A 15,912-nucleotide genomic window follows, 5' to 3' on the forward strand; every position below is an offset into this window, starting at 1 on the left:
CTAGCTGAAGTCGTGCCACAGGACGCGGAGCCTATTTCCGGAGCTTTGCAACGCAGATAAAATATTTCAAAATGAACGTTTTGCCATACATCCTTAGTTAACATAATCCATATTACAGGAACTCAACTTCATGTTTCATATGATTACTTTCGTGACTAAAAAAAAGACTTGGTCAATGACCAAGTCTTTTAATAGTTGATAGCGGCGGAGGGAATCGAACCCACGACCTCACGGGTATGAACCGTACGCTCTAGCCAGCTGAGCTACACCGCCATAGATGAAATTGCCTGTCCTTCTTTTGAAAGACACAAAAAATATAATACAACAGCTTAGGCAATCTGTCAACAATTATTTTAAAATTTCTGTTAGAACATAAAGTTCTCGATGATTATTGTTCTCTATCAACAAGGTCTGTCATGAATAGGAAGAGAATAACGGATAATGGAAGGGAGAAAATGTCGGATTGCCCAATATAATAAAAATAGCGTCGAACTTTTTAGAACGGCATCTTCCTTGTTTTGACAAAATTTCAAAACGAGGTGTGATTTAATATGGGCAGAGGAGTGATAGAATGAACACATATACGGAGAATAAACCAAAATCTTTTTTTTCGGGTAAATCAATGGCCTCCAATTGGCGAAAGAAGTTTGCAAAACAATGTACAACCCTTCTGTTCGAGAAAGGATTATTAATTTGCTTCATCGGTTTTTTACTTGGACGAGCTGTTATCTTGTCGACTCTTTCCCCATTTGTTATAGCTTTCGTAGCTTCTGTATGGTTTTTGCGTCGTGATAAGGTACTACCCGTGATTACTTTTTCACTATTAGGGGCAGTTACATATGGCCTTTCCCACAGCTTCTATATCTTTCTATCAGTTGCATTATTAATGATTTTCTCTCTCTTTCTTTATCAATCCAAAAAAGTCGAGAGAATACTGCCAGTCTTTGTATTCTTAGCAGCAAGTATTCCGCGTGTCAGTCTTTTCGCGATGACGACGCAGCTTACCTATTTAGAATGGGTGATTGCATTAGTGGAAGGTGTACTTGCAGCAGTGCTGTTACTTATCTTTATGCAAAGTATCCCTCTATTATCACCAAAACGATACAAACCGATCTTAAAAAATGAAGAAATTGTTTGTTTTATTATTTTATTAGCTTCCATTCTCACCGGTGTAATGGGAGTTGAAATATATGGAGCTCAAATGGAGCAAATAATGGCGCGGTATTTAGTGTTAATTCTTTCACTCATAGGTGGAGCGGCGATAGGATCCACCGTAGGGGTAGTGGCAGGATTGATATTAAGCCTTGCTAATATTGCGAACATGTATCAAATGAGCTTGTTAGCTTTCTCTGGTCTTTTGGGCGGTCTGTTAAAAGAAGGCGGAAAACTAGCAGTTAGTGTCGGGTTATTGATTAGTACACTGCTAATCAGTTTATATGGAGAGTCTTTTTCCTATTTAACTGTCGCTATGATGGAGTCAGCATTCGCCATCTTGCTGTTTATAATAACCCCAAGTAAATTCATCAAACAGGTAGCCAGATATATTCCTGGAACGGTCGAACATACGCAAGAGCAGGAGCAGTATCTGCAGAAGGTTCGCAACGTCACTGCCCATCGTGTCGAGCGCTTCTCCAATGTATTTAAGGCATTGTCGCGAAGCTTTCAGACGGAATCCAGTCAGTGGCAGGAGCAAGATCTAGAAGTTGACTATTATCTAAGTAATGTTACGGAAAAAACCTGCCAGACATGCTTCAAGAAAGAGACGTGCTGGGTACAGCAATTTGATAAGACCTATCAGTTGATGAGAGATGTGAAGGACCAGCTGGAAACAGATGATCAACTTAACAATATAACCAATCGACAATTTGAAAATCATTGTATTAAGTCTCGGAAAGTAATGGATACGATGCAGCAAGAGCTCTCCTTTTTCCAAGCGAATAAACAATTAAAGAAACAAGTATTGGAGAGCCGCCGATTTGTGGCAGATCAGCTGCAAGGCGTATCGGAGGTAATGGAGAACTTTGCTAACGAAATTCTCAAGGAAAAAGAGAACCATGAACAACAGGAAATTGAAATCGTAGCAGCGCTGAAACATATTGGCATCGAGTTAGAGAAGCTGGATATATACAGTTTGGAAAAAGGTAATACAGATATTGAGATGGTGATCACATTCCAGGAATATCATGGCGAAGCAGCGAAGCTCATTGCCCCAATATTATCTGATATTTTGAACGAAACAATTATTGTTGTAACAGAAGATCTTTCTCCACTAGCAAGGGGACATAGCTTCTTTACTTTTGGATCAGCGCGAAAATATGTGATTCAAACAGGAGTGGCTCATGCAGCAAAAGGCGGCGGGTTAGTATCGGGAGACAGTTACAAATCGATGGATCTTGGTGCAGGTAAATATGCATTAGCTATCAGTGATGGTATGGGTAACGGTGATCGTGCACATGAAGAGAGCACGGAAACATTGCGCCTGTTACAGCAAATATTAGAATCCGGCTTGCATGAACAGGTTGCGATCAAGTCGATAAACTCTATTCTTGCGTTACGGACAAATGAGGAAATATACGCAACGCTTGATTTGGCAATGGTTGACTTGCATAAGGCCGTTGTTCAATTTCTCAAAGTAGGCTCAACCCCCAGCTTTATATTGAGAAATGATGAAGTGGAAACGGTGGAGGCTAGTAATCTGCCGATCGGTATTATTAAAGAAATGGATGTTGAGGTGGTTAGTACGCAGTTAAAGGCTGGAGATTTCCTGATTATGATGAGCGATGGAATCTTTGAAGGTCCTAAACATATTGAGAATGTCGATTTATGGTTAAAGCGCAAACTGATCGAAATGGATACAAAAGAACCACAAGAGATGGCAGATTTATTACTAGAGGAAGTGATTCGAACACAGCGTGGTGAAATTGATGATGATATGACGGTGTTGGTTGCACAGATTAAAGAAAATCAGCCGCAATGGGCGCCGATCCGCTCTTTTAGCAATTTTGAAAGAGAGTATATTAGTTAAAATGATAGAGAAAGGGCAGGTATAATCCATCCTGTTATTGGCGAAACTGAAGAATAAATAGTTACCAATAATAGGAGGAAAATGTGATGAAAACAGGCACTCTTAAACAAATTCTATTAATCACAGACGGTTGTTCTAATCAAGGTGAAGATCCGGCACTTGTTGCCAGTTTAGTAGCAGAGCAGGGCATTACCGTTAATGTCATTGGAATTCTAGAAGATGATCATTCTGAACAGCCGGAAGGATTAAGTGAAGTAGAAGATATTGCGAGCAATGGACAAGGTGTCAGTCAAATCGTTTATCAGGAAGCTTTAACACAGACTGTTCAAACCGTTACCAAACAAGCAATGACCGAAACCCTACAAGGCGTTGTCAATAAAGAGCTTAAACAAATACTCGGCAGTGAGAAAACAATGGAAGAATTGCCGCCTGAACAGCGCGGTGAAGTGATGGAAGTCGTGGATGAATTAGGAGAAACGTGTGATCTCGAAGTTCTCGTTTTAGTGGACACCAGCGCCAGTATGACGAATAAATTACCAACGGTGCAAGAAGCGCTGATAGATTTGTCGATCAGTATGAATGCAAGGATCGGGCGAAGTCGTTTTTCTGTCTATCAGTTCCCAGGCAGAAAGAAACCAACCCATCAATTAGTAGATTGGACATCAAGGCTAGATTCCATTTCTTCCATTTTTGCTAAAATATCTAGCGGGGGAATTACCCCAACAGGTCCTGCGTTGAAAGACGCCATGTATCAATTCGGCAAGAAGACGCTGAGAAGGAGATTTATGGACGATGATTACTCAAACATCGAAGAAGCCTGATATTGCTTTAAAAAAAGGACAACTGATTAAAGGTAAATGGCACCATCAGCAATATCATGTTGTGAAAAAGCTTGGAAGTGGTGCGATTGGTGCCGTTTATCTTTGTGTCCATCAAAATAAACAAGTGGCATTAAAAATTAGCAAGCAAAGCACTTCGATTAGTTCTGAGGTCAACGTACTTAAATCTTTTCAATCGGTTCAAGGTTACCACCTTGGGCCTTCTTTAATAGATGTAGACGATTATCAGGCAACAAATGGCTATACGTATTCCTTTTATGTCATGGAATATATCTCAGGGGAGTCTGTACACGAGTTCCTCAGACGGAATGGGCATGAATGGCTCATTTCATTATTAATTGGCTTCACAAAGGATTTACACGTATTGCACAAACAAGGCTATGTATTCGGTGATTTAAAAATAGAGAATCTGATTGTCTCTCGTAAACCCGTTCAATTACGTTGGGTAGATGTTGGTGGCACAACGTTGCAAGGAAGAGCAATAAAAGAATATACCGAATTTTATGACAGGGCCTATTGGCAATGCGGCACACGCAAAGCAGATCCAGGCTATGATCTGTTTGCACTCGCAATGGTTGTCCTAAGGGTCTATTATCCAAATGGTTTTACGAAAGGCAATAATCCTAAAAAAACGTTACAGCAAAAAATTCATCAAGCTGTCGATATCGAACCGTTGCGAAAACTGTTAATCATGATGACGAACGGATCGATGCAAGAAGCCGAGCAAGTCAAAAAATATTTGTTAACTTATTTCGCCAGTCGTCGAGCAAAGCAGGATCATCGTGGTAAAAGAAACCAAACCAGCTTTTCAGAGGACACGTACTATCCATTTTTAGAAATTGGCAGCATCTTAACAGTTGGAGGTATTTGTTATCTTTATGTCACATTATTTATGTGATATAACGGTTTTATCTATCATAATATGTTAAAATAATGTAAAAGAGATTGGATGGGGTGGTGGTGATTGAAAAAGATTCGCCTTGACGATAAAGTAATCCCTTTTATCAAGAGGCATCAGCTAATACATAACAAAGCAACTGTATTAGTCGGTGTGTCAGGTGGCGCCGATTCCCTGTTATTACTTCATTGTATGAACGAGTGGCAGCGAGAATGGGGATTGAATTTGGTTGCAATGTCGATCGATCATGGTTTGCGTGGTGAAGAATCGAGAGAAGATCTACAGTATGTAGAGCGTATCTGTAAGGAATGGGATATTCCTTTTATTGCAAAGCAGGTAGATGTAATAGGCAGGAAGGTTTCTCATAAAGAAGGTACACAGGAAGCGGCCAGGACCTTACGTTATCAGGCTTTTCAAGAAGTGATGGAGGAGATCGAAGCCGATTATCTGGCATTAGCCCATCACGGTGATGATCAGGTAGAGACTATCATGATGAAACTGGCCCGTCAGACAAATCCGGCTGCTCTAACTGGAATACCTGTAAAAAGAAGGTTTGCCACGGGGTATATAGTTAGACCTTTTCTATGTTTATCGAAAGCGGAAATCTATCAGCAATGTGAAGACCGCGGCATTACTCCGAGAGAAGACCCTTCAAACCATTCTACGGTATACACACGCAATTTCTTTCGTAAATATGTCTTGCCGTATATGAAACAGCAGAATGAGCACATTCATCAACATGTACAACAATTAACCGAACGTATTTCGGAAGACCAGGAATACCTTAAGCAAGAAGCGGATAAAATGTTGAAAGAAGTTGTTAGTTTTGAGGAGAATGGGGTATTTTTTACTATAGATGTTTTTCTTGCGTACCCGATAGCTTTACAAAGAAGAGCCTTTCATCTAATATTAAACTATCTCTATTCAGAGATACCGAAAGATCTTGCATTCCAACATGAGAAAGACTTTTTCTCTTTGTTACATCATAAAAAAAGCAACGTAAGCATTGATTTTCCTCAATCATTACAAGTGATCAAAAGCTATCAAGAGTTGCGGTTTCGCTTTTTAATACAGGATGATCATCAATATGAACAATCTCCTATTTTAGAAATTCCGGGTAGCTCCGTTTTACCTGATGGTGCCACTTTAAAGGCGTCGATAAGGGTGGATGCATCCGTTGAAGATCGTCATATTTTACATATACCAACTGAGTGTGAAGCATTATTCCCACTGCAGGTGCGTACGAGACAAGATGGTGATCGTATGAAGGTACGAGGTTTAAATGGCCGAAAGAAAGTGAAAGATATTTTTATTGATGAAAAGATTCCAGCTTATCAAAGAGCGTGTTGGCCAATCATCATCGGGGCAGATGGATCATTGCTTTGGATTGCAGGTCTGAAGAAAGCAGAAATACCTAAAGCGAAAAAGCAAGGCAAGTATGTTGAATTAACATATTGCAGTCTAATTAAGTAGGAGGCAACAAGATGCATAATGAAATTAAGCAAGTTTTAATTTCAGAAGAGCAAATTCAAGAAAAGTGCAAACAGCTTGGAGAACAATTAACGGAAGAGTATCAAGGGAAATTTCCTCTAGCTATCGGGGTGTTAAAAGGGGCATTACCTTTTATGTCTGATATTTTAAGAGCTATCGATACCCACCTAGAGATGGACTTCATGGATGTTTCAAGTTATGGAAATGAAATGCGTTCTTCTGGAGAAGTAAAGATCGTCAAAGACTTAGATACAAAAGTAGAAGGACGAGACATTCTAATTATTGAAGATATTATTGATAGCGGACTGACATTAAGTTATTTAGTAGATCTGTTTAAATATCGAAAAGCAAGATCGATCAAAATCGTGACGCTTCTAGATAAACCAGAAGGAAGAACAGCTGCTATTAAAGCTGATATGGTTGGTTTTGAAGTTCCTAATGAATTTGTTGTTGGTTATGGATTGGATTACCAGGAAAAGTATCGTAATCTTCCATATATCGGAATATTGAAGCCGGAAGTATATGGTGGAACAAAATAAATGAGTTGCAGACAACATTCAGTTGTAATTAGTTGTCACAAAGACTTTCAATATGATACTATTTACTATAGTTTTCTCGTGTCGGGAGGAGGTAGGCAATGAATCGGATTATACGTAATGTAATACTTTATTTCGTAATCTTTTTAGCAGTGATTGCGATCATTTCAGTATTCAGCAGCCAAAACAATCAGGCTGAAGAATTAAATGTAAGTGAATTTTATGAAGCGCTAGAGAATAATCAGATAGCAGAAATGGAAATGCGCCCTTCGAATGGTGTTATGCGAGTTCAAGGGGAGCTGAAGGAAGATAGTCAAGCCTTTATTTCAAATATCCCAGACAGCCCTGCAATTGTGGAGAACGTTACAAACACAGCCTCAGATCAAGGGATATTAAACGTCTACGAAGAGGAACAGCCAAGTGGATGGGTTACCTTTCTAACAACCATGATTCCATTTGTTATCATATTTATTTTGTTTTTCTTCTTACTCAACCAAGCTCAGGGTGGCGGAAGCCGTGTAATGAACTTTGGTAAAAGTAAGGCGAAAATGTACAATGAAGAAAAGAAAAAAGTTCGTTTCCGTGACGTAGCCGGAGCGGATGAAGAAAAGCAAGAATTAGTAGAAGTAGTGGACTTCCTGAAAGATCCACGTAAGTTTGCGACCATCGGTGCAAAAATTCCAAAAGGGGTTTTATTAGTAGGACCTCCTGGTACTGGTAAGACATTATTAGCCAGAGCAGTTGCCGGTGAAGCGGGTGTTCCGTTCTTCTCCATCAGTGGTTCGGACTTCGTTGAAATGTTTGTTGGTGTTGGTGCATCACGTGTACGTGACTTGTTCGAAAACGCCAAAAAGAATGCTCCATGTATTATTTTCATCGATGAGATCGATGCAGTAGGTCGTCAGCGTGGTGCTGGTGTTGGTGGTGGACACGATGAACGTGAACAAACCTTGAACCAATTACTAGTGGAAATGGATGGTTTCGGTGAGAACGAAGGAATCATTATTATCGCTGCAACAAACAGACCAGATATATTAGACCCGGCATTGTTACGTCCAGGTCGTTTTGACCGTCAGATTACGGTTGACCGTCCAGACTTAAAAGGCCGTGAAGATGTATTGAAAGTCCATGCGAGAGACAAACCATTGGCGGACGATGTGGAATTAAAAACAATTGCCATGCGTACACCAGGTTTCTCAGGTGCAGATTTAGAGAATTTACTTAATGAAGCAGCCCTAGTTGCTGCACGACATGATAAACAGAAAATCGGCATGGAAGACGTTGATGAAGCTATTGATCGTGTTATTGCCGGACCTGCTAAGAAAAGCAGAGTTATCTCTAAGAAAGAACGTAATATTGTGGCATACCATGAAAGTGGACATACAATTATCGGTATGGTATTAGACGATGCAGATATGGTTCACAAAGTAACGATTGTACCTCGTGGTCAAGCTGGCGGTTATGCTGTTATGCTACCTCGTGAAGATCGCTATTTCATGACGAAGCCAGAATTGTTCGATAAGATTACCGGTTTACTAGGTGGTCGTGTAGCAGAGGAAGTTATCTTTGGAGAAGTGAGTACAGGTGCTCACAACGACTTCCAGCGAGCTACTAGTATCGCAAGAAAAATGGTAATGGAATATGGTATGAGTGATAAGATTGGACCTTTACAGTTCGGTAACAGTAATGGTCAGGTTTTCTTAGGCCGTGACATGCAAAGTGAACAGAACTACAGTGATGCTATTGCCTATGAAATTGACCAGGAAGTCCAGCACTTTATCCAAACATGCTATGAGCGTGCTAAACAAATTCTTACTGAAAATCGCGATAAATTAGAGCTTGTGGCACAAACATTACTAGAAATCGAAACCTTGGATGCTGGTCAAATTAAATCATTATTCGAAGATGGAGTACTTCCTGACCCGGTTGTGTCTGAACAAGACGGTGAGGAAAAAGCATCTGAGAAGAAAGATGACAAGTCTTCTGACGTACGAGTAAATATTCAACCGAAGACAGACGATAATACAGAAGAAGATAAATCATCAGATAACGAAGATAAACAATAAGTTAAAAAAGCAGTTCCTTACATAACAAGGAACTGCTTTTTCATTGCCTGGGAAATGATGATAAACATCGTACTGCTTTTATTTATAAGTGAAGTGATGGTTAGTTAGGACCTGGTGATCTTTGCTATTTTAGAATTAACGCCAAGCAGAAAACTTCTCGCTTCCATCGTCAATTTCACATCGAAGGTGATTAGTTTTATTGCTTGGGAAATACTGAGTAAGTAAGAGGGTAGAGGATGACAGTCAAACCATACCTTTTTGAAAGAAAATAAGCCACAGAAAAAATTCAATTAACTTGCGGCAGACAGCAAAAAGACTATACAATATGAAGATAAGTATATTAAATAAACTATTGTGGAGGAAGCTATGATCTTTGTAATAGATGTAGGGAATACCAACACCGTCCTAGGTGTGTTTCGTGATGAAAAATTAACGTTTCAATGGCGGATGCAAACCGATAAGAATAAAACCGAGGATGAATATGCCATGTTTATCCGCTCGCTGTTAGAGCATGAAGGATTGCGATTTTCTGATATAAATGGAATCGTTATTTCTTCTGTAGTGCCACCTATTTTATTTGCATTACAACGTATGGCAGATAAGTACTTCCATTGTAACCCTATGGTTATAGGTGATGATAAGGTGAATCCATATTTAAAAATGAAGTATCCTAATCCCAAGGAGTTAGGTGCTGATCGAGTGGTTAATGCTGTAGGTGTTATTAAGGAGTATGGATCACCGAGCATCATTATTGATTTTGGTACAGCTACGACCTATTGCTATATTAATGAACACAATGAATATGTTAGTGGTGTAATAACTCCCGGCATTAATATATCTCTTGAAGCGTTGTATCAACATGCTGCTAAATTACCGAAGATTGAGTTAAAGAAGCCATTTAATGTGTTGGGTGAATCAACAGTAGAAGCTATGCAAGCAGGTGTTTATTTTGGTTATGTCGGACAAGTTGATGCAGTAGTAAACCGTATTAAACAAGAAATTGGCCAAGCACCTCAAGTTATCGCAACGGGGGGATTAGCCACATTAATTGCCAAAGATTCTTCTGTTATTGATATTGTTGATCCGTACCTAACGTTAAAAGGTTTGTTTGAAATATACCGAACGAATGAAAAAGATTTTGAATGAGAGAAAGGAAGTTCAGTCATGCATGATTATTTACTGAAAGCAACTGCATTTAAAGGAGAAGTCAGGGCATATGCCATTCGTTCTACTGATACAGTAGAAGAAGCTAGAAAACGTCAGGATACATGGGCTACTGCAACAGCAGCGTTAGGAAGAAGTATGACGATTTCAACGATGTTTGGAGCAATGTTGAAAGGCGATAATAAATTGACTGTGAAAGTAGAAGGCGACGGACCGATTGGAGCGATTATTGCTGATGCCAATGCTAAAGGTGAGGTCCGAGGATATGTGATAAATCCACATGTTGATTTTGAGTCGAATGAACAAGATAAATTAGATGTAAAAAGAGCTGTAGGAACGACGGGGACATTAAGTGTTGTAAAAGATCTAGGTTTAAAGAAAAATTTCACTGGTCAAGTTCCTATTGTCTCTGGAGAAGTCAGTGAAGATTTCACATACTATTTGGCGAATTCCGAGCAAGTACCATCTGCTGTTGGGGCGGGGGTATTGGTGAATCCAGATCACAGTGTGCTTGCGGCCGGAGGTTTTATTGTGCAAATGATGCCAGGAGCCTCTGAAGAGACAATTACAAGAATTGAGGAAAGTATCGCTAGCGTACCACCGATCTCAACAATGATTCAAGAGGGAAAAACACCTGAAGAAATACTAGAACAGATCTTAGGAAAAGAAAATATTAAAATTCATGAGCGTATGGATGTCAAGTTCTCTTGTCCTTGTACAAAGGAGAGATTGGAAACAGCGATTCAAAGTTTAGGGAACGAAGAAATAGATGCAATGATTAGAGAGGATCACGGCGCAACAGCAAACTGTCACTTTTGTAATGAAACATACACATTTACGATTGATGAACTGCGTGCATTAAAGACGCAATAGGGGGAGTGTTTGTTGAGAGTTTCACGTCTGGTGTTATGGTCGATTATTTTGCTTTTATTACTCACTAACATATGCACAGTTCTTCTTATGTCCAACAACAACGCTTCTGATCAGCTTGTCATGTCAGATGGAGAAATCGATCGTAATAAACCATTAGCAGAAGTTGGAGAAACAGATATCAATTATCAGAGCTGGCTGAATGAGTTGATTAATCAGCATGGCGAAGAGGTTTTGTACAATATGGTAGATAGTGAAGTGGTTTTTCAATTAGCGAAGCAACAAGATCTTTCCATCGAACCCAAAATCATCGAACGAGAAATTGCAAGAATGATGGTAATGGAGGGCGTGCTATCAAAAGAAGAAAAAGCAGATAAGGTGGATGAGTGGACCCAACAGATTGAATACCGGTACTATCTGCAAGAACTTTTAACGAATGATGTAGAGGTACCCGAATCAGAAATAGAAGCCTATTTTAATGAATATCAACGACAATATCAGTTCGAGGATATGGTGCAGATCTCCCATATTCTTGTTCCAACACAACAGGAAGCAGAATATGTCATGACCAAGCTTGAAGACGGTGAATCTTTCAGCGAAGTAGCTAAAGAACATTCCATCGACGAAGAGACCGCGTCTGATGGTGGTTATTTAGGATTTTATTCAGAGACCAGCAGCTTTATTCCAACAGAATATTATGAGGTTACTTCGGAATTATCACCAGGAGATTACAGTGAGCCACAATTAGTTGATAATGGATATGCGGTCATTTACCTTCATCAGCATTTAGCATCCATTGAATTAAGCTATGAAGAAGCCTATCAGGAAGTGCGTCAGGATCTGGCGCTCGATCAACTGGACGATGATATAGATGCCGAAAGTCTTTGGAATGAAATAGGGGTAGATTTGACATATAAAAATGCTAATAATTAGTGGTGCTTACCATTAAATGGGTTGACATTGAATACCGTTTCATGTACATTGTATATAAAACCAATGATTTTACTTGGATTTGAGGAGGAACTGGAATGAAGGTAGCTCAAAATGTTGGAGAATTGATTGGCAATACACCAATTGTGAAATTAAATCGAACAGCAGATCCGGAAGGTGCAGATATCTATCTAAAACTGGAATTTATGAATCCAGGCAGCTCTGTTAAAGATCGTATTGCACTCGCAATGGTTGAAGCAGCTGAAGAAGATGGTCATCTAAAAGAAGGCGACACCATTATTGAACCGACAAGTGGTAACACTGGTATTGGTCTTGCGTTAGTTGCAGCGATTAAAGGTTACAAAGCTATTTTAGTGATGCCAGATACAATGAGTATGGAACGTCGTAACTTATTACGTGCATATGGCGCTGAATTAATTCTAACTCCTGGTGCTGAGGGAATGAAAGGTGCAATTGCGAAAGCAACAGAATTACAGAAAGAGAACGGGTATTTCATGCCGCAGCAATTTAACAATGTAGCGAATCCTGCCGTACATGCGCGTACTACTGGTAAAGAAATAGTAGAGCAAATGGGCGGTCAGCTTGATGCGTTTGTTTCTGGTATTGGTACAGGTGGTACGATCACAGGTGCCGGTAAAGTATTAAAAGATCAGTATAATGACATTAAAATTTATGCTGTAGAACCATCAGATTCCGCCATTCTATCAGGAGGCACACCAGGCCCTCACAAAATTCAAGGTATTGGTGCCGGTTTTGTTCCAGAAGTACTGGATACTGAAGTGTATGATGAAGTTATTACGGTTTCCAATGACCAAGCATACGAAACAGCAAGAGAGGCAGCACGTAAAGACGGAATCCTTGGCGGTGTTTCTTCTGGTGCAGCAATCTATGCAGCTAAACAAGTAGCGAAACAACTTGGTAAAGGTAAGAAAGTATTAGCGGTTATTCCTAGTAATGGTGAGCGCTACCTATCCACACCACTTTATCAATTTGATGAAAAATAAAGAAACGAAAAAACGATCATCCTTTGTTGATGATCGTTTTTATTATAGGTCAAGAAAGTATAAGTACAGTCATAGAAGTAATCATATTGAACATGAAGTTCAGTTAATTTGGATTATGTTAGCTAAGGCTGTATGGCAAAACGGTCATTTTGAAATATTTTATTCGTGTTGCAAAGCTCCGGAAATAGGCTCCGCAACCTGTGGGCACGGCATCAGCTAAGCTACTACTTGAACAGCATCTCTGCTGCCTTGTGCCGAGGAAGCCCAATTCGAAGCAATACAGGCAGACACAGTCACAGATAAGTTCGCGGTGAGGCATGAGAAGTCTCCGCCTATTTTCTACGCTTGAGGGAAGTGCTACAACGTATGGAACAGCAAAAAGCAGCCATGCTAGGCAATGTATTTCATCAATTATGGTGTAAATCGTGCATAGAGTGCTTCATATCCTAGCTGTCGCATAAATTGTGGAGCTATACATCAGCGTAGGCCAACCACGTAGACTCCCGCGGGACAGGCAGGCGCTGAAGATCCACTTTGTGAAGTGCTTTTCTTCACAAAGTTAGCTTCAGCCGTGCCCCGCAGGACGCGAAGTGGTTGGCCGAAGCGGTATCCCAGCACATTAAATATCTCAATATGGATATTTGGTTAGTAATGCTTAGTTAACTCTTTTGTAACGTTTAATCGAATTCGAAAAATCACAAACGAACGTACCGCTTTAAGAGATAAGATGAAAGACAAGAAATATCATATTTAATATATCTTCTCTTACGAAAAAGGTCATGGATTAGTGGATGTGGCTTTTTAGTCGCTAATATTTTTCGGTTAGGGTCTCAACTTTTTATACATAAATATGCTATAATACTTTGTTATGAATAGATTTTTTTACATTGCTTCGTAAGGGCGGGTTATCATGAAAAAAGAATTACGGACAAAACAAAAAACCTTTTATTATTCAGATAAAACATTAATAATGGGGATCCTTAATATAACGCCGGATTCATTCTCTGATGGCGGCAGTTATGCTACGGTTAAAGAGGCAGTTCAACAGGCAATAGCGCTGGAAGCAGATGGTGCGGATATAATTGATGTTGGTGGTGAATCAACACGGCCTGGTCACACACCGGTTTCTGAAGCGGAGGAAATAGAAAGGATAATTCCTGTTATTCAGGCTTTATCGAATGAGTTGAAGATTCCGATTTCAGTTGACACCTGGAAGGCCAATGTTGCGCGAAAAGCAATTGAAGCTGGAGCGTCGATTATTAATGATATATGGGGCGCGAAGAAAGAGCCTGAGATTGCTCGAGTTGCGGCCGAGCTTGATGTACCTATTGTGTTAATGCATAATCGTTTTCAGCCTTCTTACACATCTCTGATGGATGATGTGCTATCTGACTTAGCAGAAAGCATTGAGATAGCGTTGGAGGCAGGTGTACAAGAAGACAGGATTATACTCGACCCAGGAATTGGCTTTGCCAAAACATATGAGGAGAACATTCAAGTGATGCAGGAAATGGACCGATTACGAGAATTAGACTACCCTGTATTGTTGGGAACTTCTCGTAAATCTGTTGTTGCCAAAACATTAGACTTACCGGTAGATCAACGTGATGAAGGTACCGGGGCAACAGTGTGTTTCGGCATGACTAAAGGGTGTGAGATTGTCCGGGTCCACAATGTGAGGCTGCATGCAAGAATGGTCAAAATGATGGACAAGCTACTAGGGAAAGGTGTCGATCACAATGGATAAAATATATCTTAATAAAATGTCATTTTTCGGTTTTCATGGAGTATTCCCTGAGGAAAAAAAACTCGGTCAACGTTTTCAGGTTGACTTAATATTAGAGAGAGATCTGAAAAAGGCGGGGGAGACAGATGACCTGCAATACTCTATTGATTACGGTCTTGTCTATCAAGTTACCAAGGATGTTGTAGAAGGGCCTGCGCAAAACCTGGTGGAGAAAGTAGCTGAAGATCTTTCTATTGAGTTGTTCAAACATTTTGCATCTTTGCATGCATGCACGGTTAAGGTGATTAAGCCTGATCCGCCAATACCAGGTCACTATGATTCAGTGGCAATCGAAATTTACCGGGAGAACCGTTAACAATGAAGGCATATGTTGCGTTAGGATCTAACATTCAACCGCGAGTTTCTTATCTAAATAAAGCTATTCAATTATTAGCAAACCATGATAAGATTCAAGTAACACATCAATCGCCTATTTACGAAACTGATCCAGTTGGTTTCGTGGAACAAGGGCAATTTCTTAATATGGTATTGGAAATTGAAACAGAACTTGAGCCGACAATACTATTAGATGTATGTCAGCGGATAGAGAGAAAACTGGGACGAAGACGTGAGATAAGATGGGGACCAAGAACGATCGACCTTGATATTCTCATTTATGATCAAGTGGAGATGGAGACAGATCGGCTTGTATTGCCACACCCACGCTTACAAGAAAGAGCGTTCGTTTTAATACCATTAGCAGATATTCGCCCGTACTTGTATATCACCTATTTCGATCAAACGATATCGGAACTATTAACAACATTACCTGTACAAGATAAAGAAGGGGTAGTCAGATGGCGACAAACAAATGGGGTAAGAGAATCAAAGCCTTTCGAAAATTAAAAGGCTATACACAAGTGAGATTAGCAGATGAACTAGGCATCTCTGTATCGCAATTGGGAGAATTGGAACGAGGGACAAAAATGCCTACTACACAAAAATTAGAACTGATCGCAGAACATTTACATGTTTCCTTGGAAGAATTGCAACCTAATACCACAGATTTTGAGGAAACCAAGCAGGTGGAACATAGGTCATATTAAGATTACTGGTTTATGCTCCAAGCGTCTATTTTATTAAAGAGATGATGGGGCTTCCGGTAATGAGACGCATTGATTAGAATGTAAAGGACTAACAGGAACGCAGTATACGTAATTATTGTAAACAGGGTCAATAAAAACAGGAAACAATGATAGGATAATTATGTGGCAAAAATAGCGCGCAAATGCAAGTTCCTTGAGAATGTAAACATTGACACACAGGCATTCCTTTTCTATAC

Annotated in this window: 14 protein-coding genes and 1 tRNA gene; 14 read left to right on the top strand and 1 reads right to left on the bottom strand. The window is 39.9% G+C overall.

The genetic code is table 11. The annotated features are described in order from the left end of the window. Positions 1 to 199: 199 nt before the first annotated feature. Positions 200 to 273, bottom strand: a tRNA-Met gene (locus MUN87_RS14035). A 298-nt stretch (positions 274 to 571) separates the two neighbouring features. On the opposite strand from MUN87_RS14035, the gene spoIIE reads away from it, so the two are divergent. The 14 genes from spoIIE (at position 572) to MUN87_RS14105 (ending at position 15,676) form a co-directional block, all read left to right on the top strand. Continuing rightward, positions 572 to 3,025, top strand: coding sequence for a stage II sporulation protein E (spoIIE, locus tag MUN87_RS14040; RefSeq protein ID WP_244741107.1), 2,454 nt, complete (start codon positions 572 to 574; stop codon positions 3,023 to 3,025). A gap of 86 nt (positions 3,026 to 3,111) precedes the next feature. Next, entirely contained in the window at positions 3,112 to 3,846 is a 735-nt protein-coding gene (locus MUN87_RS14045; protein WP_244741109.1) for a vWA domain-containing protein, read from the top strand. Continuing rightward, positions 3,818 to 4,762 (top strand): serine/threonine protein kinase PrkT, encoded by a 945-nt coding sequence (gene prkT / locus MUN87_RS14050; protein ID WP_244741111.1) that lies wholly within the window; start codon positions 3,818 to 3,820, stop codon positions 4,760 to 4,762. The genes MUN87_RS14045 and prkT overlap by 29 nt, the downstream gene beginning before the upstream one ends. 66 nt (positions 4,763 to 4,828) lie before the next feature. Further along, positions 4,829 to 6,235 carry a tRNA lysidine(34) synthetase TilS gene (gene tilS / locus MUN87_RS14055; RefSeq protein ID WP_244741113.1) on the top strand — a complete coding sequence of 469 codons (1,407 nt, stop codon included), beginning with the start codon at positions 4,829 to 4,831 and terminating at the stop codon, positions 6,233 to 6,235. An 11-nt stretch (positions 6,236 to 6,246) separates the two neighbouring features. Next, on the top strand, positions 6,247 to 6,792 hold the full coding sequence (hpt, locus tag MUN87_RS14060) for a hypoxanthine phosphoribosyltransferase (protein ID WP_244741115.1): 546 nt from the start codon (positions 6,247 to 6,249) through the stop codon (positions 6,790 to 6,792). A 98-nt stretch (positions 6,793 to 6,890) separates the two neighbouring features. Next, positions 6,891 to 8,855 (top strand): ATP-dependent zinc metalloprotease FtsH, encoded by a 1,965-nt coding sequence (gene ftsH, locus MUN87_RS14065; RefSeq protein WP_244741117.1) that lies wholly within the window; start codon positions 6,891 to 6,893, stop codon positions 8,853 to 8,855. A 366-nt stretch (positions 8,856 to 9,221) separates the two neighbouring features. Then, the gene (locus tag MUN87_RS14070) at positions 9,222 to 10,001 is read left to right on the top strand and encodes a type III pantothenate kinase (protein ID WP_244741118.1); all 780 of its coding nucleotides are present in this window, start codon (positions 9,222 to 9,224) and stop codon (positions 9,999 to 10,001) included. Between the two features lie 18 nt (positions 10,002 to 10,019). After that, positions 10,020 to 10,892, top strand: coding sequence for an Hsp33 family molecular chaperone HslO (hslO, locus tag MUN87_RS14075; protein WP_244741120.1), 873 nt, complete (start codon positions 10,020 to 10,022; stop codon positions 10,890 to 10,892). A gap of 12 nt (positions 10,893 to 10,904) precedes the next feature. Then, complete coding sequence (locus tag MUN87_RS14080) at positions 10,905 to 11,822, top strand: peptidylprolyl isomerase (protein WP_244741122.1); 918 nt, start codon at positions 10,905 to 10,907, stop codon at positions 11,820 to 11,822. 95 nt (positions 11,823 to 11,917) lie between these two features. After that, positions 11,918 to 12,844 (top strand): cysteine synthase A, encoded by a 927-nt coding sequence (cysK, locus tag MUN87_RS14085; RefSeq protein ID WP_244741124.1) that lies wholly within the window; start codon positions 11,918 to 11,920, stop codon positions 12,842 to 12,844. 910 nt (positions 12,845 to 13,754) lie between these two features. Beyond that, a complete protein-coding gene (gene folP / locus MUN87_RS14090) occupies positions 13,755 to 14,591 on the top strand; it encodes a dihydropteroate synthase (RefSeq protein ID WP_244741125.1) in 837 nt (278 codons plus the stop codon). Beyond that, complete coding sequence (gene folB, locus MUN87_RS14095) at positions 14,584 to 14,946, top strand: dihydroneopterin aldolase (protein WP_244741127.1); 363 nt, start codon at positions 14,584 to 14,586, stop codon at positions 14,944 to 14,946. The genes folP and folB overlap by 8 nt, the downstream gene beginning before the upstream one ends. A 2-nt stretch (positions 14,947 to 14,948) precedes the next feature. After that, positions 14,949 to 15,476 (top strand): 2-amino-4-hydroxy-6-hydroxymethyldihydropteridine diphosphokinase, encoded by a 528-nt coding sequence (folK, locus tag MUN87_RS14100; RefSeq protein ID WP_244741129.1) that lies wholly within the window; start codon positions 14,949 to 14,951, stop codon positions 15,474 to 15,476. Continuing rightward, a complete protein-coding gene (locus tag MUN87_RS14105) occupies positions 15,428 to 15,676 on the top strand; it encodes a helix-turn-helix domain-containing protein (RefSeq protein ID WP_244741131.1) in 249 nt (82 codons plus the stop codon). Before folK ends, MUN87_RS14105 begins: the two co-directional genes overlap by 49 nt. The last annotated feature ends 236 nt before the right edge of the window (positions 15,677 to 15,912 follow it).

It is taken from the genome of Gracilibacillus salinarum, assembly GCF_022919575.1.
In the GTDB taxonomy this organism is placed as follows: Bacteria; Bacillota; Bacilli; order Bacillales; family Amphibacillaceae; genus Gracilibacillus; species Gracilibacillus salinarum.

Excerpts from the sequence above, each read along its gene's own strand:
- spoIIE (WP_244741107.1), top strand. The coding sequence starts at position 572 with ATGAACACATATACGGAGAATAAACCAAAATCTTTTTTTTCGGGTAAA.
- MUN87_RS14045 (WP_244741109.1), top strand. The coding sequence starts at position 3,112 with ATGAAAACAGGCACTCTTAAACAAATTCTATTAATCACAGACGGTTGT.
- prkT (WP_244741111.1), top strand. The coding sequence starts at position 3,818 with ATGATTACTCAAACATCGAAGAAGCCTGATATTGCTTTAAAAAAAGGA.
- hpt (WP_244741115.1), top strand. The coding sequence starts at position 6,247 with ATGCATAATGAAATTAAGCAAGTTTTAATTTCAGAAGAGCAAATTCAA.
- ftsH (WP_244741117.1), top strand. The coding sequence starts at position 6,891 with ATGAATCGGATTATACGTAATGTAATACTTTATTTCGTAATCTTTTTA.
- MUN87_RS14070 (WP_244741118.1), top strand. The coding sequence starts at position 9,222 with ATGATCTTTGTAATAGATGTAGGGAATACCAACACCGTCCTAGGTGTG.
- hslO (WP_244741120.1), top strand. The coding sequence starts at position 10,020 with ATGCATGATTATTTACTGAAAGCAACTGCATTTAAAGGAGAAGTCAGG.
- cysK (WP_244741124.1), top strand. The coding sequence starts at position 11,918 with ATGAAGGTAGCTCAAAATGTTGGAGAATTGATTGGCAATACACCAATT.
- folP (WP_244741125.1), top strand. The coding sequence starts at position 13,755 with ATGAAAAAAGAATTACGGACAAAACAAAAAACCTTTTATTATTCAGAT.
- folB (WP_244741127.1), top strand. The coding sequence starts at position 14,584 with ATGGATAAAATATATCTTAATAAAATGTCATTTTTCGGTTTTCATGGA.
- folK (WP_244741129.1), top strand. The coding sequence starts at position 14,949 with ATGAAGGCATATGTTGCGTTAGGATCTAACATTCAACCGCGAGTTTCT.
- MUN87_RS14105 (WP_244741131.1), top strand. The coding sequence starts at position 15,428 with ATGGCGACAAACAAATGGGGTAAGAGAATCAAAGCCTTTCGAAAATTA.